22 protein-coding genes are annotated in these 23171 nt (G+C 59.9%); 11 read left to right on the forward strand and 11 right to left on the reverse strand.

All coding sequences use genetic code 11. The features are described from left to right. Nucleotides 1-144 precede the first annotated feature (144 nt). The 4 genes from CFE47_RS20805 (at nt 145) to CFE47_RS20820 (ending at nt 4592) form a co-directional block, all read left to right on the forward strand. Complete coding sequence (locus CFE47_RS20805) at nt 145-777, forward strand: DUF1120 domain-containing protein (RefSeq protein ID WP_286840021.1); 633 nt, start codon at nt 145-147, stop codon at nt 775-777. Between the two features lie 106 nt (nt 778-883). Continuing rightward, nucleotides 884-1588, forward strand: coding sequence for a fimbria/pilus chaperone family protein (locus tag CFE47_RS20810; RefSeq protein WP_286840023.1), 705 nt, complete (start codon nt 884-886; stop codon nt 1586-1588). Nucleotides 1589-1594: 6 nt separating this feature from the next. After that, on the forward strand, nt 1595-4051 hold the full coding sequence (locus tag CFE47_RS20815; RefSeq protein WP_286840026.1) for a fimbria/pilus outer membrane usher protein: 2457 nt from the start codon (nt 1595-1597) through the stop codon (nt 4049-4051). Further along, nucleotides 4023-4592, forward strand: coding sequence for a DUF1120 domain-containing protein (locus tag CFE47_RS20820; protein WP_286840029.1), 570 nt, complete (start codon nt 4023-4025; stop codon nt 4590-4592). Before CFE47_RS20815 ends, CFE47_RS20820 begins: the two co-directional genes overlap by 29 nt. Nucleotides 4593-4596: 4 nt before the next feature. On the opposite strand, the gene CFE47_RS20825 is transcribed toward CFE47_RS20820, so the two are convergent. Genes CFE47_RS20825 through CFE47_RS20840 form a run of 4 tightly spaced genes read right to left on the reverse strand, consistent with a single transcriptional unit; the run spans nt 4597 to nt 7437 of the window. Then, complete coding sequence (locus CFE47_RS20825; protein WP_286840032.1) at nt 4597-5334, reverse strand: amino acid ABC transporter ATP-binding protein; 738 nt, start codon at nt 5332-5334, stop codon at nt 4597-4599. Further along, a complete protein-coding gene (locus tag CFE47_RS20830; protein WP_286840055.1) occupies nt 5321-5971 on the reverse strand; it encodes an amino acid ABC transporter permease in 651 nt (216 codons plus the stop codon). Before CFE47_RS20830 ends, CFE47_RS20825 begins: the two co-directional genes overlap by 14 nt. Further along, on the reverse strand, nt 5968-6636 hold the full coding sequence (locus tag CFE47_RS20835) for an amino acid ABC transporter permease (RefSeq protein ID WP_286840057.1): 669 nt from the start codon (nt 6634-6636) through the stop codon (nt 5968-5970). The genes CFE47_RS20830 and CFE47_RS20835 overlap by 4 nt, the downstream gene beginning before the upstream one ends. A gap of 15 nt (nt 6637-6651) precedes the next feature. After that, complete coding sequence (locus CFE47_RS20840) at nt 6652-7437, reverse strand: transporter substrate-binding domain-containing protein (RefSeq protein WP_286840059.1); 786 nt, start codon at nt 7435-7437, stop codon at nt 6652-6654. 256 nt (nt 7438-7693) lie between these two features. On the opposite strand from CFE47_RS20840, the gene CFE47_RS20845 reads away from it, so the two are divergent. The 5 genes from CFE47_RS20845 (at nt 7694) to CFE47_RS20865 (ending at nt 12926) form a co-directional block, all read left to right on the forward strand. Further along, nucleotides 7694-8389, forward strand: coding sequence for a FadR/GntR family transcriptional regulator (locus CFE47_RS20845; protein ID WP_185709804.1), 696 nt, complete (start codon nt 7694-7696; stop codon nt 8387-8389). Nucleotides 8390-8510: 121 nt separating this feature from the next. After that, entirely contained in the window at nt 8511-8840 is a 330-nt protein-coding gene (gene trxA / locus CFE47_RS20850) for a thioredoxin TrxA (RefSeq protein WP_003213989.1), read from the forward strand. A 235-nt stretch (nt 8841-9075) separates the two neighbouring features. Then, nucleotides 9076-10335 carry a transcription termination factor Rho gene (gene rho / locus CFE47_RS20855; protein WP_016973082.1) on the forward strand — a complete coding sequence of 420 codons (1260 nt, stop codon included), beginning with the start codon at nt 9076-9078 and terminating at the stop codon, nt 10333-10335. A 156-nt stretch (nt 10336-10491) separates the two neighbouring features. Further along, the gene (gene ubiD / locus CFE47_RS20860; protein WP_071490463.1) at nt 10492-11958 is read left to right on the forward strand and encodes a 4-hydroxy-3-polyprenylbenzoate decarboxylase; all 1467 of its coding nucleotides are present in this window, start codon (nt 10492-10494) and stop codon (nt 11956-11958) included. Beyond that, the gene (locus tag CFE47_RS20865) at nt 11958-12926 is read left to right on the forward strand and encodes a CDP-6-deoxy-delta-3,4-glucoseen reductase (RefSeq protein ID WP_185709803.1); all 969 of its coding nucleotides are present in this window, start codon (nt 11958-11960) and stop codon (nt 12924-12926) included. Before ubiD ends, CFE47_RS20865 begins: the two co-directional genes overlap by 1 nt. Nucleotides 12927-13060: 134 nt before the next feature. Here the strand turns inward: CFE47_RS20865 and CFE47_RS20870 are convergent, their stop codons facing one another. Then, entirely contained in the window at nt 13061-13543 is a 483-nt protein-coding gene (locus tag CFE47_RS20870; protein ID WP_286840067.1) for a sn-glycerol-3-phosphate transporter, read from the reverse strand. Nucleotides 13544-13812: 269 nt separating this feature from the next. Between CFE47_RS20870 and CFE47_RS20875 the strand changes: the two genes are divergently transcribed. Then, a complete protein-coding gene (locus tag CFE47_RS20875; protein ID WP_185709801.1) occupies nt 13813-14469 on the forward strand; it encodes a gamma-glutamylcyclotransferase in 657 nt (218 codons plus the stop codon). Here the strand turns inward: CFE47_RS20875 and glpT are convergent. The 3 genes from glpT to CFE47_RS20890 form a co-directional block, all read right to left on the reverse strand. Continuing rightward, nucleotides 14466-15803: a glycerol-3-phosphate transporter gene (gene glpT, locus CFE47_RS20880; protein ID WP_135290715.1), complete on the reverse strand. Its 1338-nt coding sequence runs from the start codon at nt 15801-15803 to the stop codon at nt 14466-14468. The genes CFE47_RS20875 and glpT overlap by 4 nt on opposite strands. A gap of 155 nt (nt 15804-15958) precedes the next feature. Continuing rightward, entirely contained in the window at nt 15959-16558 is a 600-nt protein-coding gene (locus tag CFE47_RS20885) for a flagellar basal body-associated protein FliL (protein WP_286840073.1), read from the reverse strand. A 76-nt stretch (nt 16559-16634) separates the two neighbouring features. Beyond that, nucleotides 16635-17612: an NADPH:quinone oxidoreductase family protein gene (locus CFE47_RS20890; RefSeq protein ID WP_286840076.1), complete on the reverse strand. Its 978-nt coding sequence runs from the start codon at nt 17610-17612 to the stop codon at nt 16635-16637. 150 nt (nt 17613-17762) lie between these two features. Here CFE47_RS20890 and CFE47_RS20895 point away from each other — a divergent pair, with 150 nt between their 5' ends. Continuing rightward, nucleotides 17763-18170: a flagellar basal body-associated protein FliL gene (locus tag CFE47_RS20895; protein WP_135290713.1), complete on the forward strand. Its 408-nt coding sequence runs from the start codon at nt 17763-17765 to the stop codon at nt 18168-18170. 96 nt (nt 18171-18266) lie between these two features. On the opposite strand, the gene CFE47_RS20900 is transcribed toward CFE47_RS20895, so the two are convergent. From CFE47_RS20900 to CFE47_RS20910, 3 genes are read right to left on the reverse strand one after another with little or no spacing between them, the layout of a single operon-like run. Then, nucleotides 18267-19385, reverse strand: coding sequence for an ABC transporter permease (locus CFE47_RS20900; RefSeq protein ID WP_286840079.1), 1119 nt, complete (start codon nt 19383-19385; stop codon nt 18267-18269). Further along, nucleotides 19385-22102 carry a ribosome-associated ATPase/putative transporter RbbA gene (gene rbbA, locus CFE47_RS20905; RefSeq protein ID WP_286840080.1) on the reverse strand — a complete coding sequence of 906 codons (2718 nt, stop codon included), beginning with the start codon at nt 22100-22102 and terminating at the stop codon, nt 19385-19387. Before rbbA ends, CFE47_RS20900 begins: the two co-directional genes overlap by 1 nt. Further along, the gene (locus tag CFE47_RS20910) at nt 22099-23064 is read right to left on the reverse strand and encodes an HlyD family secretion protein (RefSeq protein ID WP_286840083.1); all 966 of its coding nucleotides are present in this window, start codon (nt 23062-23064) and stop codon (nt 22099-22101) included. Before CFE47_RS20910 ends, rbbA begins: the two co-directional genes overlap by 4 nt. Between the last annotated feature and the right edge of the window lie 107 nt (nt 23065-23171).

The following is a 23171-nucleotide window of genomic DNA, read 5'->3' on the forward strand; positions in this document are numbered from 1 at the left end:
AAGCGTTAATACTTCGGCCTGGCGCTGATGCCGTGGTGTTATTTATTTATCGATCAAGGCGCCATGGAAGGTGAGGGTTTACTCGTTTATTGGAAATGCTTTGCGGTTCAAGTAATGCCAATCACTCTTAAAAGGTGGCTTTAAATGAAGAAGAATTTCGCAATGCTGGCCGGGTTATTTCTTGCGGTGGCAGGTTTGAATGCTCAAGCGGCTGACCTCCGCGTCAAAGGCTACATTGCTCCTGTCAGCTGCAGCTTCACTATTACCAACGCGACTATTGACTACGGAAGCATCAATCCAAACTCCTTGAGTGCCACTGCACCCACCCATCTCCCGGCGAAAAGCACTCCGTATGCGGTGAAGTGCGGAGGCAGTGCCAAGGCGCTGATCGCCCTGAAGGCAACCGACAATCGCGTAGGCTCGAGTATTGCCAGTCCTATCCCTACTTATAGCTATGGTTTGGGTACCACGGCGCAAGGGAAAAAAATAGGCAGTTATCTTGTTCTAACGCGCAATACCGTTGTGGATGGAAAAGCGGGGCTGCCTATTACATCTATTGACAATGGTAAAACCTGGTATCGAGGCAGCAGTGAATATCTAGGGCCAGCACCGGCGACGCTTGCAACTTGGCATACTGGCTCATATGGTCCAATTCCAGTTAACACAGTGTCCGGTACCCTGGAAGTTCGTCCCACGATCAATAAAACATCCGAACTTGATCTAAATAGTCAAGTCAGTTTGGATGGTCATGCCACCCTAGAGCTGCGCTACTTGTAAGTAGTTGTCATGAAGCAGTCGATGCGGGGGTTATCTTTTTTGGAGATATAGCCTTGTGTCGGCTGCGGTTTATTTCACCTTGCATTAAAGCGAAGTGGGTATTGGAATGGCGGTTAGAATTGTTTTTACGTGTTGTCTGTTAGTTAATTTATTTTTACCTGTTACGGCATTCGCAGACGGCATGCGCCCCGAAACAACTGTCATCGTGCTAAGTGAGGCAGACGGCGAAGCCAGCATCAACGTAACCAATACAGATAGCACGCCCGCGTTACTGCATTCGGTCATAGAGGATATTCCAGAAGACCCCGAACCTTTAATCGTTGTCACCCCGCCTGTTGCACGAGTCGACGCGGGAGAGCAGCAACTGGTCCGCTTCTTGTCCATTGCCAACGAGCCGCTCAAGACCCAGCGTTTGAAGCGCGTGTCTTTCGAAGGCATCCCCCAAACACAACCGGGATCGGGGGCGACCATCGGCATAAGTCTTCGGCAAAACCTTCCGCTTATCTTGCACCCCAAGGGTTTGCCTCGGCATGAAGCCCCTTGGGAGTTGCTGACGTGGCACCTCCACGCCAACACGCTAAAGGTGCGTAATGACAGCCCTTATGTGGTTCGTTTTGCGACTGACATCAAGCTCAACCCCCAAAAAGTAAAAGCCGTACTGCCCCGTACTTACATCCTGCCGGGTGAAGCGTTGCATGTTGAGTTGGACAAGTCGGTCCCTGGAGCCAGGACGGTCACGTTTGCGCCGGCCACGGTCTACGGCTTTGCGGTCGATAGTTATGACGCATTGCTAATCGCAAATGCACCGTGAACGGCCATGAGAAAAACCACTCGAGTCAACGGTGCAGGTCACAGGCAAGTTCTCGTAAAACAATGGCCCGAAGATTTATTTCGGCGTAATGGGCTGAGTTTTTCTGTTTGTCTGGCCATGTTGTCCGGCGTGACCGAGCAGGCCCACGCCGAGCGGGTGGCGACGATTGCCGGGTTCGATCTCGCCACTTTGCAGGCACGCGGTATCGATCCATCCGTTGCCCGGTATTTTCGCGACGCCCCTCGTTTCAATGAGGGTGTGCAGGTTGTCGAATTGACGGTCAATGGCGAACGCCTGGGCCTGGCGGATGCGCGCTTCGACAGCGCAGGGCAGTTGTGCTTTACCCGCAGTTTGCTGGAGCGTGCCGGCTTGCGGACACCCTCCGGTGTGATCGACAAAAGTAGCGACCCCGAACGCGCGTGCCATGATTTTCGAGGCGATTACCCCAGTACGGTCACAACATTGCGCCCAGGAACGGAAGAAGTGGTGCTGGTGGTGCCCACGAATGCATTGAGAGATATCCAGCGCAACTCCGGCAATTACAGCCGAGGCGGCACAGCGGCACTGCTTAACTACGATGTTCAGGCAATCAACAATCACTCCAGAGCTGACACTCATCGCTATTTTTCGGCCTCGACCGAGATTGGTTTCAACTGGGGTGACTGGATAGCCCGGAGTCGTCAGTTCTACATCGCCAACGACCGCAGTACCACTGCTGAGCACGTCTATGCCTACGTACAGAGGGACTTGGAACCGCTCGCCGCTACGTTCCAGGCGGGACAGATCTCGAGTGTGAATCCGGTGTTCGCCGGTGTTCAGTTGACGGGCGTGCAGTTATTTCCTGATGGTGTTGGGGGGGGCAATGCCAATCCTGGGGTGGTGGTCGAGGGACAAGCCTTGAGCCAGTCCAGGGTTGAGGTCAGGCAGTCGGGTGTCCTTATCTATACGACGGTCGTGCCGCAGGGGCCTTTTTCCCTCACCAACCTGCCGCTGCTCAATGGGACCAGCGACCTTCATGTCACCGTCATCGAAACACGCGGGGGGCAGCGCAGCTTTGTAGTGCCAGCGGCTTCATTTCGCGCGGCTGTACCGGTGAAGTCGGGGTACACAGCCTCTATTGGAAAGGTTCGCGATGCCGAGCGCAGTAGCGTGAAAGAGCCCCTGTTGGCCATGGGTAGTGGCACTTGGGCGGTTGGTAAGCGTGCAGCACTCAGCGCGGGCTTGCAGGGCACCGAAGACTACAGCTCAGTGGGTTGGGCGCTGGACAGTAATTTTTCCCAACGATTCTCCGTTGGCGTACGCAATAACCTGTCTAGAGACCACCTGAAAAAAAACAAGGGCGCGCGCAGCAGCATTGCCGTCGGCAGTTCATTGCCAGGTGATGTTCAGGTGACTGTGAGCGCCACAACCCAGACCCCTGGCTACCGTGACGTGCTCGACACGCTGGCGCGGAATGTGTGCGAAGGTGAGCAGTCGCGTTTCAAAAACCAATACACCGCAGGTTTCAGTTGGTCAGATCCACAACTGGGCGGGTTCTCCATCGGTTACACGCGTGGTTCTCATTTCAACAGTCGCACTTCCCAGCACGTCTACGGCGCATGGAACAAAAACTTCCGTTACGCCAACGTGGGTGTAACGGTGGATTCGCAAGTTGGCCAATCCGGCAGCGACAAGGACAGAGACCGTAACGACGATGGCGTGGGTGTACGCCTACAAGTGAGTGTTCCGTTGGGGGGCAGCCGCTCCATCAGCACTTATGCGCGACGCCAGGGCGCGCGGTCCAGCATCGGCGCTACTTATGACGAGCGCATTGATGAGGCCTTGAACTATCAACTGCGCAGTGACCACGATTTGGGCACACGTGAGCAACACACGCTGGGGGGAACGCTCAATGCGTTGTCCCGCTACACCCAGGTGGGGGTTGGAATAAATCGTGACAGTTCCAGCACCAGCTACAGCGGGCAGCTACAAGGTGGCGTTGTTGCCCACGCAACTGGCATCACGCTGTCCCCCTATCGAATCGAAGACACTTTTGGCGTGGCCTCGGTGGGCGATATCGCCGGTGCGCGGATAACCACGCCACAAGGTCCGGTCTGGACTGACCCGTGGGGTAGTGCGGTTATTGCCGGTTTGCCGGCTTATCAAGCCAGTCAGTTGGAAGTGGAGGGTAAAAGCCTGCCACGCCAGGTCGACCTCGACGTGGTGAAGGTCAGGCGAGTGTTGCTGCGCGCGACGAACCCTGATGGGAGGCCTTTGAGCCAGGGGGCTGCGGTGTTGGGGGCAGACAACGCGTTCCTGACCACGGTGGTGGCGGACGGCATGATTTTCCTGAGCAATGTCGACGCTCCGAAAACCTTAACGGTGTCCTCGCCGAGTGGGGCGTCCTGTGTGCTGCATTTGGATCTGGCGGAGCAAAATTATGAGGGGCAGTTTTATGAAAGAGCTTCGGCAACTTGTCGCTAAGGTGTGTGGCATCGGCCGCTACTCCTCAGGGATTAGCGCTGCGCTGGTGAGCTTTTTATGGGCGGTTGAGGCAAGTGCCGCGCAGTGCCGTATCTCCCTGAGCCAGCCAGTGGTGGACTACGGATTGTTGCGTGGGGCGGAGCAGTCCGGCAGCCAAGACGTCTTCCTGGGCAAGCGTACGGTGCGTTTGAACGTGGTGTGCCCCGAGGCGACGGTCATCGCGATGCGTTTCCAAGGCGTGTCCGCCGACGGCCAGCGTTATGCATGGGGACGACATGGCTATTTCAATCTCACCCTCGAGCACCCGTTGTTGGACGGACGACCTGTTGAGCTGGCACATGTGCACAATTACGCGGCACGCAGCACTGGTCTGCAGCCAGGGCAGACGCTGGTGGTGCTGGCGGGGGGCGTCCCCGCCACAGGGCGCACGTTTTCGGCGCAGGTGCAGGTCGATACCTGGCTCTCTGGTGCGGCCATCGCTGTTCGCAGCAAAACCGTCGTGGAGGGCGGCGGGCATTTTGAGCTGGTGCCCGCCGGCTGATCAATCAGGCTGGCGCTTCGGTAGTGCGAATGAAATTGGCCAATTCAGCCGTCTGCGGCTCGGCGAACAGCACCTTTGGATCACCGACTTCATGCACCTTGCCCTGGTGCATGAACACCAGCTTGTCCCCCACTTCCCGGGCAAAGCGCATTTCGTGGGTCACCATGATCAAGGTCATGCCGTCCTTGGCCAGTTGGCGCACCACGCTGAGCACTTCGTTGACCAGTTCCGGGTCGAGGGCCGAGGTGATTTCATCGCACAACAGCACCTTGGGTGACATGGCCAGGGCGCGGGCAATCGCGACGCGCTGCTGCTGGCCGCCGGACAGACGATCCGGAAACGCGTCGAATTTTTCCCCCAGCCCGACCCGCTCCAACATCTGTTTGGCCAATTGAGCGGCTTTGGCCTTTGGCACTTTTTGCACCACTTGGGGCGCGAGCATCACGTTTTCGCCCACGGTCAGGTGCGGGAACAGGTTGAACTGCTGGAACACCATGCCGACTTTCTGCCGCAGGCTGCGCAGGTCGGCGCGGGCGGCATCGAGATATTCGCCGTCGACCTCAATCACTCCATCATTGATCGACTCCAGGCCGTTGAGGGTGCGCAGCAAGGTGGATTTACCCGAGCCGCTGCGGCCGATGATCGCCACCACCTGGCCTTCTTCGACGGTCAGGTCGATGCCCTTGAGGACGTGGTGATCGCCGTAATATTTATGGAGGGCGGAAATTCTAAGCAGAGGCATGCAGTCTCCTTTCCAGGTAGCGCGCACTGAGGGACAAGGGGTAGCAGAGCAAGAAGTAACCAAGCGCCACCAGGCCGTAGACCATGAAGGGCTCGAACGTGGCGTTGGCGAGCATGCCGCCGGTCTTGGTCAGTTCGGTAAAACCGATGATCGAAGTTACGGCGGTGCCTTTGACCACCTGCACTGAGAAACCCACCGTCGGCGCCACGGCAATCCGTAGCGCCTGGGGCAGGATCACGTAGCGCAGTTGCTCCAAAGGGTTCAGCGCCAGGCTGGCCGAGGCTTCCCACTGCCCATGGGCGATGGAATCGACGCAGCCGCGCCAGATTTCAGCGAGGTAGGCGCTGGTAAACAGGGTTAGGGCAATGGCGGCTGCCAGCCATGGCGAGATGTCCACACCCAGCAGGGCAATGCCGAAAAACACCAGGAACAGCTGCATTAGCAGCGGCGTGCCCTGGAACAGCTCGATATACGTGCGGGCGATATTGCGTGGGAACGCCTTGCTGCTGATGCGCATCGTCATCACCAGCAAACCGATCACGCCGCCGCCAATGAACGCCACCAATGACAACAGCAGCGTCCATTGCAGGCCGGTGAGCAAGTTGCGCACGATGTCCCAGAACGAAAAATCACTCATCGACTGTTCCTCATCACAAACCGGCGGCCGATCCAGTTGAGCAACTGGCGAATCATCAACGCCATGCACAGGTACACCAGGGTGGTCAGGGCATAGGTTTCAAAGGCGCGGAAATTGCGCGACTGGATAAAGTTGGCGGCAAAGCTCAGCTCTTCCGTGGCGATCTGCGAGCACACCGCCGAGCCGAGCATCACGATGATGATCTGGCTGCTCAGGGCCGGCCACACCTTGCCCAGCGCCGGCAGTAGCACCACGTGGCGAAACGCTTCGAAGCGCGTCATCGCCAATGCCGCAGCGGCCTCCAGTTGCCCACGTGGGATGGCCTGGATGCCGGCGCGGATGATCTCGGTGGAGTAGGCCCCCAGGTTGATCACCATCGCTAGCACAGCGGCTTGCCACTCGGTGATCTTCAAGCCCAACGACGGCAAACCGAAGAAGATGAAGAACAACTGCACCAGGAACGGTGTGTTGCGAATCAACTCGACATACACACCGAAGAACCAGGCGAACGGCTGAACCTTCCACGCCCGCACCACGGCGCCTACGGTGCCTAGCGCCACGCCGAGAATCGCGCCGATGGCCGTCAGCTCAAGGGTGAACAGCGCGCCGCGCAGCAGCAGGTCGGTGTTGGCCAGTACCGGCACAAAGTCAAATTGATACGCCATGAATCAGCTCCGCATTCAGAGATCGGCAGGCAAGGGTTCTTTCAGCCATTGCAGCGCGTTCTTTTCCAGGCTGCCGTCGGCTTTGGCCGCGACGAGGATCTGGTTGACCTTCTCCAGCAACGCCGGCTCGTTCTTGTTGATGCCCACGTAGACCGGTGAGTCCTTGAGTTTCACTTTCAGCGCCGGTACGCGTTTGGGGCTGCGTTCGCTGATCGCCACCATCACCACGTTGCCGCTGGCGATCAGGTCGACCTGGCCTGCCAGGTAGGCCGCGATGGTGGAGTTGTTGTCTTCGAAACGCTTGATGGTGGCTTCCTTGGGCGCGACGGCAGTCAGCTCGATGTCTTCGATGGCGCCACGGGTCACGCTGATGGTCTTGCCCTTGAGGTCGTCGAGCGTACTGATGGCGGCGTCAGGCGGGCCGAACACCGCCAGGTAGAAGGGCGCGTAGGCCTTGGAAAAATCGATGACCTTTTCCCGCTCGGCGTTCTTGCCAAGGCTGGAGATCACCAGGTCGACCTTGCCGGTGGTGAGGAACGGGATGCGATTGGTGCTGTTTACCGGTGTCAGCTCCAGCTTGACCTTGAGCTGGTCGGCCAACAGTTTGGCGGTGTCGATGTCCAGGCCGCGTGGCTTCATGTCGGGGCCGACTGAGCCGAACGGCGGAAAGTCCTGAGGCACGGCGACTTTGAGGGTGCCACGGGCGACGATATCTTCCAGACCGTTGGCCTGGGCGGGTGCCTGGCTCAGCATCAAGCTGGCAAACAGGGCAGTGAGCAGGGCGCTGTAGCGCTTGGTCATGGCAACTCTCCGAGAAGGACGAAGGAAATTTCTGATTTTTGCTCAGTGCACAGCCCATGCCAGCACCTTCAGGATCGTCTGCAGCGCAGGGTTTTGTTGGGTTGTGGTGGTCTTACTGGTCTGAACAGTTACCGGCTTTTTTGCACCCTTTTCGAGCGCCGCTAAAACCCTGCGAGCCCCTTTGGGGCGTGGCTTGCCGCCGACTTCGAATAGCATTACAACTAGCCGCTCAGTTGACTGGAACCTTGAGTTTTTTATGAATTCCATCGCCCAAGCCGTACCGGAAGCGGCCCTGCAGGCCATCCGCAAACTGATCAAGGAGCAAGGCTTTGGGCCGGGTGATGCGCTGCCGTCTCAGCGCGACCTGGCGGTGCAATTGGGGGTAAGCAGGGCGTCGCTGCGCGAGGCGTTGTCCTCTCTGAGTGCCTTGGGTGTGGTCAGTGTGCAGCCGGGTAAGGGCGTATTTGTGCAGGCTGCCGAGGAGTCGCCAGGGTTTGCCTGGCCGTTCGCCGCCCAGGCCACGCCGCTGGATATTTTCCAACTGCGCTATGCCCTTGAAGGTTTCGCGGCGGGGTTGGCGGCGGTGACGCTGACGGTCGATGAGCTGGACAGCCTGCAAGACAATGTCGAAGCGATGCGCCAAGTGCTCAAGGCCGGCGATTTCGAGGCGGCTGCCCGGTTGGACTTCGAATTCCACCAGCGCATCCTGCTGGCCAGTGGTAACCAGGCGATGGTGAGTATCCTGAGTGCCAGTGCCGAGGTGTTCCTGGAGAGCCAGAAGCTACCGTTCATCCGACCGGAGCGAGCCATGGAGACCTGGCAGGAACACCGCAAGATCCTGCGCGCCCTGGCCCGGCGTGCCAGTGGCGCGGCGCAGAAAACCATGCAGGAACACGTACGTAACGCTGCGCTGCGTACCGGCATCGCCTTCGTGACCCCTGTGGCGTCGTGAGCCGGGCGATACCCAAACTCATGCACCACCATAGCAAGACTCAATCAGAGGCGGCTTCCTGAACGGGGGAAGGGCGGCTATGATGGGCCACGTTTTTTTTGCTTACAATCCGGAGACATCCATGAGCAACGATCTTATCAAGCACGTCACCGACGCGACCTTTGAGGCCGAAGTACTCAAGGCTCAAGGCCCGGTGCTGGTTGACTACTGGGCTGAATGGTGCGGCCCTTGCAAAATGATCGCTCCTGTTCTGGACGACATTGCAACCACTTACGAAGGCAAGCTGACCATTGCCAAGCTGAACATCGACGACAACCAGGAAACCCCGGCCAAGCACGGCGTGCGTGGTATCCCGACGCTGATGCTGTTCAAGAACGGCAACGTCGAAGCAACCAAAGTGGGCGCGCTGTCGAAGTCCCAGCTGCAAGCTTTCCTCGACGCGAACATCTAAGCGTCGTTAAAAAAAGCCCCGTAAATAGCGGGGCTTTTTCGTGAAACAGGGCTAGACGCTCCGAAACTCAGGTGGTACATTCGGCCCCGCACTGGTTTCTCCACTGCCCCCTGCAAGCCGTCGCCGACGCATTCCTTTTCGATTAGTACGCGATCCTGTCGCCTTCTCCGCGGCGCGGCCTCATTAAGCCAAAAGCTTAATTTCCCCCCTCCATAAATGATTACGTCATTCCTATATGAATCTGACTGAACTCAAGCAAAAGCCGATTACCGACCTGCTCCAACTGGCCGAAGAAATGGGCATAGAAAATATGGCCCGTTCGCGCAAGCAGGACGTGATTTTCTCCCTGCTCAAGAAGCACGCGAAAAGCGGCGAGGAAATCTCCGGTGATGGCGTGCTGGAGATTCTCCAGGACGGCTTCGGCTTCCTTCGCTCTGCAGACGCTTCCTATCTCGCCGGCCCAGACGATATCTACGTCTCGCCGAGCCAGATCCGTCGCTTCAACTTGCGCACCGGTGACACCATCGTTGGCAAGATCCGTCCTCCGAAGGAAGGCGAGCGTTATTTCGCCCTGCTCAAGGTCGACACGATCAACTTCGATCGTCCCGAGAACGCGAAAAACAAGATTCTCTTCGAGAACTTGACCCCGCTGTTCCCGACCGTGCGCATGAAGATGGAAGCCGGCAACGGTTCCACTGAAGACTTGACTGGTCGTGTCATCGACCTGTGTGCACCGATCGGCAAAGGTCAGCGTGGCCTGATCGTCGCACCGCCGAAAGCCGGTAAGACCATCATGCTGCAGAACATTGCAGCGAACATCGCGCGTAACAACCCTGAAGTTCACCTGATCGTGCTGCTGATCGATGAGCGTCCGGAAGAAGTAACCGAAATGCAGCGCACCGTGCGCGGCGAAGTGGTTGCCTCGACGTTCGATGAGCCGCCAACCCGTCACGTACAGGTTGCCGAAATGGTGATCGAGAAGGCCAAGCGCCTGGTCGAACACAAGAAAGACGTGGTGATCCTGCTTGACTCCATCACCCGTCTGGCCCGTGCCTACAACACCGTGATCCCGAGCTCCGGCAAGGTATTGACCGGTGGTGTCGATGCCCACGCCCTGGAGAAACCGAAGCGTTTCTTTGGCGCCGCGCGGAACATCGAAGAAGGCGGCTCGCTGACCATTATCGCCACCGCACTGGTTGAAACCGGTTCGAAGATGGACGAAGTGATCTACGAAGAGTTCAAGGGTACCGGCAACATGGAGCTGCCCCTGGACCGTCGCATCGCGGAAAAACGCGTATTCCCGGCGATCAACATCAACCGTTCCGGTACCCGCCGTGAAGAGTTGCTGACCGCCGACGACGAACTGCAGCGCATGTGGATTCTGCGCAAGCTGCTGCACCCGATGGATGAAGTTGCAGCCATCGAGTTCCTGGTCGACAAGCTGAAAACCACCAAGACCAACGACGAGTTCTTCCTGTCGATGAAGCGTAAGTAATACGACGTTTCAGGTCCGAAAGAATGGCGCCCTCAGGGGCGCCATTTTTTTTCGCCTGTTTTTTAAGCACGTTCGGCAGCCAAATGCGCCGCGATAAGCTGCCAGCCGACGCCAGAGCAGGTAGGATGTACGCCTATTTTACGGGTGGCATGGTTAATGAAATTCAAGGATCTTCGGGATTTCGTGCAGCAGCTTGAGCAGCGCGGAGAGTTGAAACGTATCCAGATGCCGATTTCCCCGGTGCTGGAAATGACTGAGATTTGCGACCGTACCTTGCGCAACAAGGGGCCGGCGCTGCTGTTCGAGAACCCGACCGGCTTTGATATCCCGGTACTCGGCAACCTGTTCGGCACCCCTGAGCGCGTGGCGTTTGGCATGGGCGCCGAGTCAGTCAGCGAGCTGCGTGAAATCGGCAAGCTGCTGGCCTTCCTCAAGGAACCCGAGCCGCCCAAGGGCTTGAAGGATGCCTGGTCGAAACTGCCGATCTTCCGCAAAATCATCGCCATGGCCCCCAAAGTGGTCAAGGACGCGGTGTGCCAAGAAGTGGTCATCGAAGGCGATGACGTCGACCTGGCCATGCTCCCGGTACAAACCTGCTGGCCCGGCGACGTCGGCCCGCTGATCACGTGGGGCCTGACCGTCACCAAGGGCCCGAACAAAGACCGCCAGAACCTGGGCATCTACCGCCAGCAAGTGATCGGCCGCAATAAGGTGATCATGCGCTGGCTGAGCCACCGTGGCGGCGCGTTGGACTACCGTGAGTGGTGTGAAAAGCACCCCGGCAAGCCGTTTCCGGTCTCCGTGGCCCTGGGCGCCGACCCCGCGACCATCCTCGGGGCCGTCACCCCGGTACCGGACAGCCTGTCCGAATATGCTTTCGCCGGGCTGTTGCGCGGTAACCGCACCGAGCTGGTGAAGTGCCGTGGCAACGACCTGCAAGTGCCGGCCACCGCAGAGATCATCCTTGAAGGCGTGATTCATCCCGGCGAAATGGCCGATGAGGGCCCGTACGGCGACCACACCGGCTACTACAACGAAGTCGACAGCTTCCCGGTGTTCACCGTCGAGCGCATCACCCACCGGATCAAGCCGATTTATCACAGCACCTACACCGGCCGTCCGCCGGATGAGCCGGCCATCCTCGGCGTGGCGCTCAATGAAGTGTTTGTGCCGATCCTGCAAAAGCAATTCCCGGAAATCACCGACTTCTACCTGCCGCCCGAAGGCTGCTCGTACCGCATGGCCATCGTGACCATGAAGAAGTCGTACCCGGGTCACGCCAAGCGGGTAATGCTCGGTGTGTGGTCGTTTTTGCGACAGTTCATGTACACCAAGTTCGTTATCGTCACCGACGACGACATCAATGCCCGCGACTGGAACGACGTGATCTGGGCCATCACCACGCGCATGGACCCCAAGCGCGACACGGTGATGATCGACAACACGCCAATCGACTACCTCGACTTCGCCTCGCCGGTGTCGGGCTTGGGGTCGAAGATGGGCCTGGATGCCACCCACAAATGGCCGGGTGAAACCACCCGCGAGTGGGGCCGGGTGATCGTCAAGGATGAAGCCGTCACTGCCCGTGTCGATGCGATCTGGAAAGAATTGGGAATAGATTGATGCGTGTAACCCTGCAACCTTCCGGCGCCGTGCTGGAGCTGGTCCCTGGCGAGCGAATCCTTGAAGGCGCGCGCCGCCTGGGTTATGAGTGCCCCCAGGCGTGTCGTAACGGTGTGTGCCACGTGTGCGCCGCGCTACTGGTGGAGGGCCGGGTGCAGCAAGCCGGTGAGGTTCGCGACCATGGTGAGTTCTACACCTGCATCGCCGAGCCGCTGGAAGATTGCATTGTGTTGTGGGATGGCGTGTTGGCGCCGGGAGAGTTGCCGTTGCGCAAGTTGTCGTGCCAATTGAGTGAGTGCGTAGACGTGGGTGGTGATGTCTGGCGCGTTCGCCTGCGGGCTCCGGCCGGCAAGGCAGTGCGTTATCACGCCGGGCAGTACCTGATGATCGAGCGGGAGAATGGCGAGAAGTCGGCATTTTCCCTGGCCTCGGCGCCCCACGCCGGACGCGAGCTGGAATTACACGTGCTGGTCCGCGAAGACAGCGCACGCAGCCTGCTTGCGCAACTGCAACGTAACCAGATGGCGCGCATCGAGCTGCCCTATGGCGACACGCACCTGGCCGAGCTGCCTGACGGGCCGTTGGTATTGATCGCTGCCGGCACCGGTATGGCGCAGATGCACAGCCTGATCGAACATTGCCGCGCTTCCGGTTTCAAGCACCCGGTGCACTTGTACTGGGGCGTGCGTCGCCCGGAAGACTTCTACGACATCGAGCACTGGGACCAGTGGCAGCAACTGCCTAACCTGTTCCTGCACAAAGTCGTCAGCGATCTGTGCGGTTGGGAAGGGCGCTGCGGGCTGTTGCACGAGGCCGTGTGCGAGGACATCAGCGACCTCAAGGCCGTGCACGTCTACGCCAGTGGTTCCCCGGCAATGATCTACGGCACCTTGGATGCGCTGGTCGAAGCCGGTATGGATGCGCACCAGATGCGTGCCGACGTATTCGCCTACGCGCCTCGACCCTGAGCCGCTGACGCACGCCGATCAAAATGTGGGAGCGGGCTTGCTTGCGAATGCGGTGATTCAGTCAGCATATAGGTGGCTGACACAACGCTTTCGCGAGCAAGCCCGCTCCCACATTGGACCGCGCTGTGTCAGTGTCAGAACCGCACACCCGTCGTCACCATCGCCGCATTTAACCCCAGCAACACCACCTCAGCCGCCACTGGCCCGTAATGGGTGCCCACCGACGGAATGATCACCGGCGCCACGCCGAAACGGTTCAACGGGATCTTGTCGCGGTACTTGCCGCGATAGCCCTGGATCGCCCCGCCCGTCAGTTTCAGATACACCGGGTAGTCCGTCATGTCATAGCGCTTGCCCGCATAGGCGTAGTACGAGCGCTGCCTGAACGAGTTGCGAAACGTCGCGCCGCCGTACACAAAGCCTGACGCTTCGTTGCGCTCCAGGCCAATCAGGTCCTGGTTGTTGTTGTGGTCCGGGTCAGGTGCAAAGTGACGGGTATAGACACTGGTCTGTGCATACCAGAAGCCTTTGTCATCCTCGGTAGCCGGCGTTTCGCCGGCCAGCGCGGTGGTGGCCTGGGCCAGGAACAACAGGCCAGGCAGTCGGAATTTTTTCATGGGTGCGACCTCGATAGTCGATTTGATGGGCGGCTAGTTGGGTCGTGATGTGTGCCCCATTTTGAAGGCTCTTGGCGGGCCCAGGCTGAACCAAGGCTGAAAGTAGCGGGATTGGCAGGCTCAATCCTGACGAGCGGGCGCCAGGCTTATACTTTTACTTATGCTTTTAAGGTATTTAATTCGGGCACATCAGTGTGTTCCATTGCGCTAAAGTTACTCACAACCCGTAATAACTCTCGCAGACACGAAGGAGACCTCAGCGATCCGCCATGACTGTTATTGAATCCGATCTTATGCAACTGGCTTACCCTCCGCGACTCGATCTTGGGCCGCAACTCACTCACGAACAATTGATGAGCTCGATGCAGGCCACCATGGGTCGGCACAAGGGTGGGCCGGTCTGGCTGTTTGCTTATGGATCGCTCATCTGGCGCCCGGAATGTTCGTCCACCCAGCGCGTGCGGGCGCGGGTGCATGGTTATCACCGGGGCCTGTACCTGTGGTCCCACGAGCATCGGGGCACGCCGGAATTACCAGGTTTGGTGTTCGGCCTGGATCGCGGCGGCTCTTGCAGCGGGTTCGCCTACCGCCTGCCGGAAGATCAGTTGGAAGCCTCGCTGTACGCACTGTGGTGCCGCGAAATGCCATATCCCTCCTACCGGCCGCATTGGCTCAGTTGCCGTCTTGAAGATGGCACCCAGGTGCAGGCGTTGGGATTTGTGTTGGAGCGGCATTTGCCCAGCTACGCGGGTAACTTGCCCGACCAGGTATTGAACCATGTGCTGGAGAGCGCTTGCGGGCGCTACGGCACCACTCGCGATTATGTCGAGCAGACCGTTAACGCCCTGCGTAGCCACGCCATGCCAGATAAGAACCTGGAGGCGCGGCTCAAGCGTTGTGCGAAGGGCTGTTCAGGCGGCGATTAACGCGCCGCGCTGACGCTGTTGGTGTGCCACAGCGTCGGGATCAGGAACGCGATTGCCAGCAGGCACGCGCCCACCAGCAGCACAAAGCCGCCGTCCCAGCCAAAGTGGTCCACGGTGTAGCCCATGGCTGCACTCGCCGCCACCGAACCGCCCAGGTAACCGAACAGGCCAGTAAAACCCGCCGCAGTACCGGCAGCTTTCTTCGGTGCCAGCTCCAATGCCTGCAGGCCGATCAGCATCACCGGGCCGTAGATCAAGAAGCCGATGGAGAACAGCGCGATCATGTCGATCATCGGGTTGCCCGGCGGGTTGAGCCAGTACACCAGGGTCGCCACGGTCACCAGGGCCATGAACACCACGCCGGTCAGGCCGCGGTTGCCACGGAAGATCTTGTCCGACATCCAGCCACACAGCAGCGTGCCCGGAATGCCCGCCCACTCGTAGAAGAAGTACGCCCACGAGGTTTTATCCACGTCGAAGTGCTTGGCTTCCTTGAGGTAGGTCGGCGCCCAGTCCAGCACGCCGTAGCGCAGCAGGTAGACGAACACGTTGGCGAAGGCGATGTACCACAGCATTTTGTTGCGCAGCACGTACTTGACGAAGATTTCCTTGGCGCTGAACTCTTCTTCGTGGCTGGCGTTGTAGCCTTCCGGGTAGTCGTTCTTGTATTGCTCGATCGGCGGCAGGCCCACCGACTGCGGGGTATCGCGCATGGTGATGAAGGCAAACGCCGCCACCAGCAAGGCAACGGTGGCCGGCACGTAGAACGCCGCATGCCAGTCGTTGAACCACGCCATGCCGAGCAAGAACAGCGGGCCGATCAGGCCACCACCGACGTTATGCGCCACGTTCCATACCGACACCACGCCGCCGCGTTCTTTCTGCGACCACCAGTGCACCATGGTCCGCCCGCTCGGCGGCCAGCCCATGCCTTGGGCCCAACCGTTGATGAACAGCAAAATGAACATCATGGTCACGCTGGACGTTGCCCAAGGTGCGAAACCGAAAATGAACATCACCCCCGCCGACACCAGCAGGCCGAAGGTCAGGAAGTAGCGCGGGTTGGAGCGGTCGGACACCAGGCCCATGAGGAACTTGGACAAGCCGTATGCAATTGCGATGGCCGACATCGCCAGGCCCAGTTCGCCACGGGTATAACCCTCGTCGATCAAGTAGGGCATGGCCAGGGAGAAGTTTTTGCGCAGCAGGTAGTACCCGGCGTAACCGAAGAAAATACCCGCGAAGATCTGCCAGCGCAGGCGTCGGTAGGTACTGTCTATTTTTTCTTCAGGCAGGGGCGCCTGGTGTGCGGCAGGACGAAAGAAAGCAAACATTCAAGAGCTCCAAATTTCTTGTTTTGACTGCGGATGCGAATGTTACAGTTTCGTTACCGAAAATAGCATCGCCTCTTATCTGCAAGCACAAGAAATGAGAGCAATCGCATGTTCTTTTACGAACATGTCGCTTAGGGGTAATTCGAGGACGTTTTTTAACGCAGTGATGCGATATCGCCGGGGAGCAGATGCTCTTGGACTTTCTGGCTGCGGGACTCGATCAGTTGGCCCTGCTCATCAAAGCGCAACACGATCAGCCAGTCATACACGCTTTCCGGCCATTTCGGCAGGCCGGTCAAGGCTGGGCCGTCTCCGCCGAACGCGGCGATCAACTTATCGATATGCCCATGGTGCCAGGCGATCAGCACAGTTTGCGCCTGGTTGGACTTGCGCAACGATTTAACCAGCTTCTCGACTTCATTGTCGGCATACGGCTGCTCGATGGGCAGTTGCAGGCGTTGGGACAACGGGGTGAGGGTCAGGCGCGGGCGTGAACTGTCCTTGCTGTCGCTGGTTGCGATCAACCGTTGCGGTACCACAGAGACGCCATTGAGTTGCAGCGGGTCGAAATAACTCGCATACGCCGCTGCGCGCTGTTCGCCACGGGCATTGAGCAGCGGGCCTTGGGCGGGTTTTTCGGCGTGGCGCACGATCAACACTGTGACATTGCTGAGGCCGAGGGCTTCGTCCTTTTTATGGGCACATGCTTGTACCGACAGCAGCATCAACATGCCCAACAGCAACGTCTTGACCATAACCCTTCCTGCCTGTGAATAAGTGCCTGGGCGCGATCATGCACCCAGGCACTGCGTGGGCAAAATGAAACTACGGTCAGCGTAGCTGAACCACCACTTTGCCGACGGCTTTGCGTTGGCCGAGGTCGTTGATCGCCTGGGCGGCGTGTTCCAGCGGGTAAACCTGCGACACCAGCGGCTTCAACTTGCCTTCGGCAAACCAGCCAAACAGCTGTGCGAAGTTTGCCGCATTGTCCTGGGGCTGGCGCTGGGCGAACGAGCCCCAGAACACGCCCACCACCGCCGCACCCTTGAGCAACGCCAGGTTCACGGGCAGGTCCGGGATGCGCCCACTGGCAAACCCGACCACCAGCAAGCGCCCATTCCAGGCGATGCTGCGGATGGCCTGGTCAAACAAGTCGCCACCCACCGGGTCATAGATCACATCGGCGCCGTTGCCGTCGGTGAGGCGCTTGATCTCGTCTTTCAGGTTGGTTTCGCTGTAGTTGATCAACTCGTCGGCACCGGCCGCCTTGGCCACTGCGAGTTTGTCGGCACTGCTGGCGGCGGCAATCACGCGGGCGCCCATGGCCTTGCCGATTTCCACGGCAGCCAGGCCCACGCCGCCCGAGGCGCCGAGTACCAGCAGGGTTTCGCCGGGTTGCAGATTGGCGCGTTGTTTCAGCGCGTGCATGGAGGTGCCGTAGGTCATGCTGAAGGCGGCGGCGGTGTTGAAGTCCATGCTAGGCGGGATCGGCAGCACGTTATAGCCCGGTACTGCGACCTGCTCGGCAAAGCTGCCCCAGCCGGTCAGGGCCATGACCCGGTCACCGACTTTCAGGTGGCTGACCTTTTCGCCCACTTCACGGATCACGCCCGCAGCCTCGCCACCGGGCGAGAACGGGAAAGGGGGCTTGAACTGATACTTGCCCTCGATAATCAGCGTGTCGGGAAAGTTGACCCCGGCGGCATGCACGTCCAGCAGGATTTCGTTCTTCTTGATCGCTGGGCTCTCGATCTCTTCCAGCACCAGGGTTTCGGCGGGGCCGAAGGCTTTGCACAGCACAGCTTTCATCGGACTATTCCTTTTGGTGTCGTGGCCGATAAGTGTAGGAGGGTACGCTCGTGGGTCAACGAGCATGCCCAGGCCTGATAAGCCGCCATAAGCTTGTGCTCAGCCTTGCTAGCGTTATGCTACCGGGCAACCGAATTTGAGGAATGAACTGTGAAAGCGTGGATCCTGTTGATGCTGGCCCTGACCTTGCCGATGGCAGCCCAGGCCGAAGAAGCCAAAGAAGGCGAGGCGCCGAAGATCAGCTATATCAGCCTCAGCCCGCCGTTCGTGGGTAATTACGGCCTGGACGGCACGGCGAAACTCAAGGTGTTCAAGGCCGACATCGCCCTGCGTGTGACCGGTCCCGAAGCCGCTGCCGCCGTCAAAGCCAACGACGCGTTGATCCGCAATCAACTGGTGGCGCTATTCACCCAGCAGACCAACGAGACCATGAGCACCGTTGAGGGTAAGGAAAAACTGCGCCAGGAAGCCCTGAAGCAGACTCAGCAAGTGATGAACGACGAAACCGGCAAGCCGGTGGTGGAAGACCTGCTGTTCAACAACCTGATCATCCAATAATCGCAGCGCGCCCATCGCGGGCAAGCCCGCTCCCACAATTGGAATGCAGTTCCCTGTGGGAGCGGGCTTGCCCGCGATGGCGGCGGTACAGTCACCTCAGGACGCCAGACTTTTCCTGAACCGCGCCAACGCCACCAAGAAAAACACCAACCCAATCCCCGCCAGCGCCAGCAAGTCCGGCCACACCACGCTCACCCCAGCATCCCGAAACAGAATCGCCGCGCTCAGGCTCACAAAGTGCGTCGACGGCGACCCCTGCATCACCCACTGCAACCATTCGGGCATGCTGTCGAGCGGTGTACTGCCGCCTGACAACAGCAGCATCGGGATGATCACCGGGATCGCCAGCAAGCCGAACTGCGGCGTCGAACGCGCCAGCGTCGCGAGGAATATCCCCAAGGCCGTACTGGCAAACAGATACAGCGCCGTCACAAACAGGAACAGACTCAGCGACCCCGCCAGCGGCACGCCAAGCAACCCCTTCACCACCACTTCCAACGACAGCCAGGTACACAGCACCACCACCAGCATGTTGCTCCAGATTTTCGCCAGCATGATCTCGAGCGCAGTCAGCGGCAGCACCAGCAAGTGATCGAGGGTGCCGTGCTCACGCTCGCGCAGCAGTGCGGTGCCGGTGAGCACGATGGCGAGGATGGTGATGTTGTTGACGATCTGGATCACCGCCAGGAACCAGCCGCCCTCCAGGTTGGTGTTGAACAGTGCGCGGGTGGTGAGCAGGGCGGGCGTGTTGCTGGCGGCGTCAGTTTGCCCGCTGTAACTGAGCAACTCGCGCTGGAAAATCCGCCCGATATAGCCTGCGCCCATAAACGCTTGGCTCATCGCCGTCGCGTCCACGTTCACCTGCACGCCGGGCTGGCGGCCAGCCAGCAAGTCAGCCTGGAAGTTCGCCGGCACGTTGATCACGAAGGTGTACTCGCCGCTGTCCATGACCTTGTCCAACTGGTCATAGGCCAAGGGCGCTGGCGCTTGAAACTCAGGCGGTTGCAGGGCTTCGGCCATTTGCCGCGAGAGTGCACTGTGGTCTTCATCGACAAACGCCACGCTGGCGTTGTGCACCCCGATCACCGAGCCGGCCGCAGGCATATAGATGGCCACGGTGAATGCGTAGAACAGAAACAGCAGCAGAACGCTGTCATGGCGAAGGCTGGTCAGTTCCTTGAGACCCAGCCGCAGGATGTGCGCGAACTTATGCATCAGGCCTCCTGCTTCTTGAGCATGATCAGGCTCAGCCCGGTGAACCCGATGAAGAACCCGAACAGCGCCAGGCACTGCGGCCACAGTTGGCGCAGGTCCAGGGCCTTGGTGAAAGTGCCCACTGCAATATCCAGGAAGTGCCCCGCCGGAAACAGCGTGCCCATCAATGCGGCTGCGCCTTCCAGTGACGAGCGCGGCACGATCAGCCCGGAGAACTGGATGGTCGGCAGGCTGGTGATGATCATGGTGCCGAGGATCGCCGCGATCTGCGTGCGGGTGAACGCGGAAATCAGCAGGCCCATGCTGGTGGTGGCCAGCACGTACAGCAGGCCGCCAAATGCCAGCGTCACACCGCTGCCCTTGAACGGCACACCGAACAACCAGCGGTTCATCGCCACCAGCAGTGCCAGGTTGACCAGGCTGACGGCTAGATATGGCGCCTGTTTACCCAGCAGGAATTCCAGGCGCGTCAGCGGCGTGGCGTAGAAGTTGGTGATCGACCCCAGCTCCTTCTCACGCACGATGCCCAGCGCGGTGAGCATTGCCGGGATAAACGCCAGGATCAGCGCCATAACCCCTGGGCCGATGGCGTTGACGCTGACCACGTCCTGGTTGTAGCGAAAGCGTGTTTCCAGCTTGGCCGCAGCCTGGTTGTTCTGTGGCCGGCTGCTCAATTCGGCCAACTGCTGAAGATTGCCCTGGTGCACGGCCTCCACATAATTACGGCTGGTCTCTGCGCGAAACGGCATGCCGCCATCGAGCCACGCAGCCACGGTGGGTTGGCGCCCGGCGTACAGGTCACGGCCAAAGCCTGGCGGAATCTCCAAGGCCAGTTTGATCTCCGAGCGCTGCAAGCGCCGGTGCAGTTCGTTGGCGTCGCGGATGGCCGGTTGCTCGGCGAAATAACGTGAGCTGCGAAAGGCTTCCAGGTAGGCGCGGCTTTGCGGGCTCTGGTCCTGGTCGTACACGGCGAAGGCGAGCTTTTCCACATCCAGGGAAATGCCGTAGCCAAAAATCACCATCATGAACAGCGCCCCAAGCAGAGCGAAGGCCATGCGCACTTTGTCCCGCAGCAGTTCCTTGCTTTCGCGGCTGGCCACGGCCAACAAACGGGCCACGCTGAAACCGCGCTTGCTCACCGGCGGTGCGGTCGCTTCGCTGACGGTAGCTGTGGGCTCGCTGGGCTCGGGCTCGCCTTGGGCCTGTTCCAGGCAGGTGACGAATGCCGCCTCAAGCGTATCGCCATGGAATTGCTGTTGCAGCGCGTCCGGTGTGTCGCAGGCCAGTACCTTGCCCGCGTGCATCAGGGAGATACGGTCGCAGCGCTGGGCTTCGTTCATAAAGTGGGTGGACAGGAAGATCGTCACGCCTTGTTCGCGGGACAGCTCGATCAGCAGCCGCCAGAAGTCATCCCGCGCTGCCGGGTCCACGCCCGAGGTGGGCTCATCGAGGATCAACACTTCCGGGCGATGCAGCACCGCCACGGCCAGTGACAAACGCTGGCGCAGGCCGAGGGGCAACTCGCCAGAGGGTTGTTCGGCGACCTCACCGAGGTCGAAGCGCTGGATCAGTTCATCAATGCGCGGGCCGCTGTCGGCCTTGGGCAAGTCGAACAGTTGCGCATGCAGCACCAGGTTCTGGCGCACGCTGAGCTCGCCATACAGCGAGAAGCTTTGCGACATGAAACCCACGCGCTTGCGGGTGGCCAGGTCCTTGGCGTTCACCGGATTGCCCAGCAGCTTTGCGCTGCCCTCCGTGGCCGGCATGAGGCCAGTGAGCACCTTCATGGTGGTGGTCTTGCCGCAGCCGTTGGAGCCGAGGAAGCCAAAAATCTCGCCTCGGCCAATGGCGAAGCTGACCTTGTTGACCGCTGTGAAATCGCCAAAGCGCAGGGTCAGGTCGTGGGCTTCGATGGCGATATCGGTGGTGTCGTTTTCACGCGGCGGGATCACCAGCGGCTGGTTGTTGTGGGCGCTGTCACCCTGGAAGTGGGTGAACGCTTCATCCAGTTTGCCACTGGGTGTTACCGCTGCCAGTTCACTGCTCAGGCCGTCGGCGATCAGTTTGCCGCGGTCGAGCATCAGGCAGTGTTCGAATTGCTCAGCCTCTTCCATGTAGGCGGTCGCCACCAGCAGCGTCAGTTGCGGGCGTTCCTGGCGTACGCTTTCTACCAGCTCCCAGAAGCGCCGGCGTGACAGAGGGTCGACGCCGGTGGTGGGCTCATCGAGGATCAACAGGTCCGGGTCGTGGATCAGTGCGCAGCACAGGCCGAGTTTTTGTTTCATGCCGCCGGAAAGCTTGCCCGCCGGGCGTTCGGCAAAGCGGGCGAGGTCGGTGGCCAGCAGCAGGTTGTGCATGCGCTGGTCACAGTCGTCCTTCGACAAACCAAACAGCGTGGCGAAGAAGCGGATGTTTTCGCTGATGGACAGTTCGGGGTACAGGTTGCCGCCCAGGCCTTGCGGCATGAAGGCGATGCGCGGGTACAGGCTGTTGCGGTGGCGGCGGTCGTCGATGGCGCCGCCCAGCACATCCAGTTGGCCGTCCTGCAGCTTTTTAACTCCGGCGATCAACCCCAGCAGGCTCGATTTGCCCGCGCCATCCGGACCGATCAACCCGCAGCGCGTGCCGGCCGGCAGGCTGAAACTGATGTCGAGCAGTGCCTGTTGCTTGCCGTAGCGGTGGTTGATCCCGGTGGCGTGCAGCGCCAGGCCGGTCATTGCAGGTTGGCCGGCCAGTCGATGTCAGCCGTGCGCACGTAGCCAGCGCCGGGCATGCCGGGTTTGGCTTGGGGCACGGCGCTGGGTTGGGTCAGCCGCAGTTTGACGCGGAACACCAGTTTCTGGCGTTCGTCGCGGGTTTCTACTTCTTTAGGGGTGAACTGCGATTTGGCGGCGACAAAGCTGATCTTGGCCGGCAGCGGCTGTTGGGGCAGGGCGTCGAGCAGGATGCGCGCGTCGCTGCCAACCGTCAGGCGACCGGTGACGGAGGCGGGCAAGTAGAGGTTCATGTACTGGTCATTGGGGTCGATCAGCAGCAGCACGCGTCCACCGGCGCCGAGTACTTCGCCGGGCTCGGCCAAGCGTAGTTGGATGATCCCGTCGATAGGCGCGCGCAGGCTGCTGTCGTCGATTTCGCTGGTGAGTTGGGCCACTTGGGCCTGGGCCGCACCGATGGTGGCTTTTACCGAGTTGACCTGGGCTTGCGCGGCGATCACGGCGGCGTTGCCGGTGTTCTGCCGCGCCTGTTGCTGATCGATCAACTGGGTGCTGGCGAAGCCGCGCTTGTACAGCTCCTGGGTGCGCTTGAGTTCCTGGTTGGCCAGCAGTTGCTCACTCTGGCGCAGTTGCACGTTGGCTTCGGCGGCGGCGAAGTTTTCCTTGGCGCGCAGCACTTCGGCTTCGGCCTGGGCGCGCTGGGCTTCCAGGGTGCGGGTGTCCATGCGTGCGAGCAGTTGGCCCTTGAGTACCTTGTCGCCTTCGTCCACGCGCACGTCCGCCAGACGCCCGGGGATCTTGGCGGCGATCTGCACTTCGGTGGATTCCAGGCGGCCATTGCCCATGCTCAGGCCTTCGGGCAGGCGATCCTGGGTGGAGCGCCAGTAACCGAAGCCGCCGGCACCCAGCAACAGGGCGATCAATGCGAAGGCGAAAAGGCGTGAGGCGTGGTGGTTCGTCGACATGGCGGCTTCCTGCGGCATTAGCGTCCTAGTTTGACCGCTCAGCGCCCGAAGGCGGTTGATGCCGGTCAAATGAAGCGCAAGCCTAACCCGACTGGCGCACAGATGCA

Source organism: Pseudomonas sp. PGPPP1, from assembly GCF_002255865.1.
Lineage (GTDB): Bacteria > Pseudomonadota > Gammaproteobacteria > Pseudomonadales > Pseudomonadaceae > Aquipseudomonas > Aquipseudomonas cremoris.

Coding starts and splice junctions, on each gene's coding strand:
- CFE47_RS20885 (WP_286840073.1), bottom strand. CDS start 16,558: ATGGTCAAGACGTTGCTGTTGGGCATGTTGATGCTGCTGTCGGTACAA.
- CFE47_RS20910 (WP_286840083.1), bottom strand. CDS start 23,064: ATGTCGACGAACCACCACGCCTCACGCCTTTTCGCCTTCGCATTGATC.
- CFE47_RS20830 (WP_286840055.1), bottom strand. CDS start 5,971: ATGAGTGATTTTTCGTTCTGGGACATCGTGCGCAACTTGCTCACCGGC.
- rbbA (WP_286840080.1), bottom strand. CDS start 22,102: ATGACCGGCCTGGCGCTGCACGCCACCGGGATCAACCACCGCTACGGC.
- CFE47_RS20840 (WP_286840059.1), bottom strand. CDS start 7,437: ATGACCAAGCGCTACAGCGCCCTGCTCACTGCCCTGTTTGCCAGCTTG.
- ubiD (WP_071490463.1), top strand. CDS start 10,492: ATGAAATTCAAGGATCTTCGGGATTTCGTGCAGCAGCTTGAGCAGCGC.
- CFE47_RS20845 (WP_185709804.1), top strand. CDS start 7,694: ATGAATTCCATCGCCCAAGCCGTACCGGAAGCGGCCCTGCAGGCCATC.
- CFE47_RS20815 (WP_286840026.1), top strand. CDS start 1,595: ATGAGAAAAACCACTCGAGTCAACGGTGCAGGTCACAGGCAAGTTCTC.
- CFE47_RS20805 (WP_286840021.1), top strand. CDS start 145: ATGAAGAAGAATTTCGCAATGCTGGCCGGGTTATTTCTTGCGGTGGCA.
- CFE47_RS20835 (WP_286840057.1), bottom strand. CDS start 6,636: ATGGCGTATCAATTTGACTTTGTGCCGGTACTGGCCAACACCGACCTG.
- CFE47_RS20900 (WP_286840079.1), bottom strand. CDS start 19,385: ATGCATAAGTTCGCGCACATCCTGCGGCTGGGTCTCAAGGAACTGACC.
- rho (WP_016973082.1), top strand. CDS start 9,076: ATGAATCTGACTGAACTCAAGCAAAAGCCGATTACCGACCTGCTCCAA.
- CFE47_RS20890 (WP_286840076.1), bottom strand. CDS start 17,612: ATGAAAGCTGTGCTGTGCAAAGCCTTCGGCCCCGCCGAAACCCTGGTG.
- CFE47_RS20865 (WP_185709803.1), top strand. CDS start 11,958: ATGCGTGTAACCCTGCAACCTTCCGGCGCCGTGCTGGAGCTGGTCCCT.
- CFE47_RS20810 (WP_286840023.1), top strand. CDS start 884: ATGGCGGTTAGAATTGTTTTTACGTGTTGTCTGTTAGTTAATTTATTT.
- glpT (WP_135290715.1), bottom strand. CDS start 15,803: ATGTTTGCTTTCTTTCGTCCTGCCGCACACCAGGCGCCCCTGCCTGAA.
- CFE47_RS20875 (WP_185709801.1), top strand. CDS start 13,813: ATGACTGTTATTGAATCCGATCTTATGCAACTGGCTTACCCTCCGCGA.
- CFE47_RS20825 (WP_286840032.1), bottom strand. CDS start 5,334: ATGCCTCTGCTTAGAATTTCCGCCCTCCATAAATATTACGGCGATCAC.
- CFE47_RS20820 (WP_286840029.1), top strand. CDS start 4,023: ATGAAAGAGCTTCGGCAACTTGTCGCTAAGGTGTGTGGCATCGGCCGC.
- CFE47_RS20870 (WP_286840067.1), bottom strand. CDS start 13,543: ATGAAAAAATTCCGACTGCCTGGCCTGTTGTTCCTGGCCCAGGCCACC.
- trxA (WP_003213989.1), top strand. CDS start 8,511: ATGAGCAACGATCTTATCAAGCACGTCACCGACGCGACCTTTGAGGCC.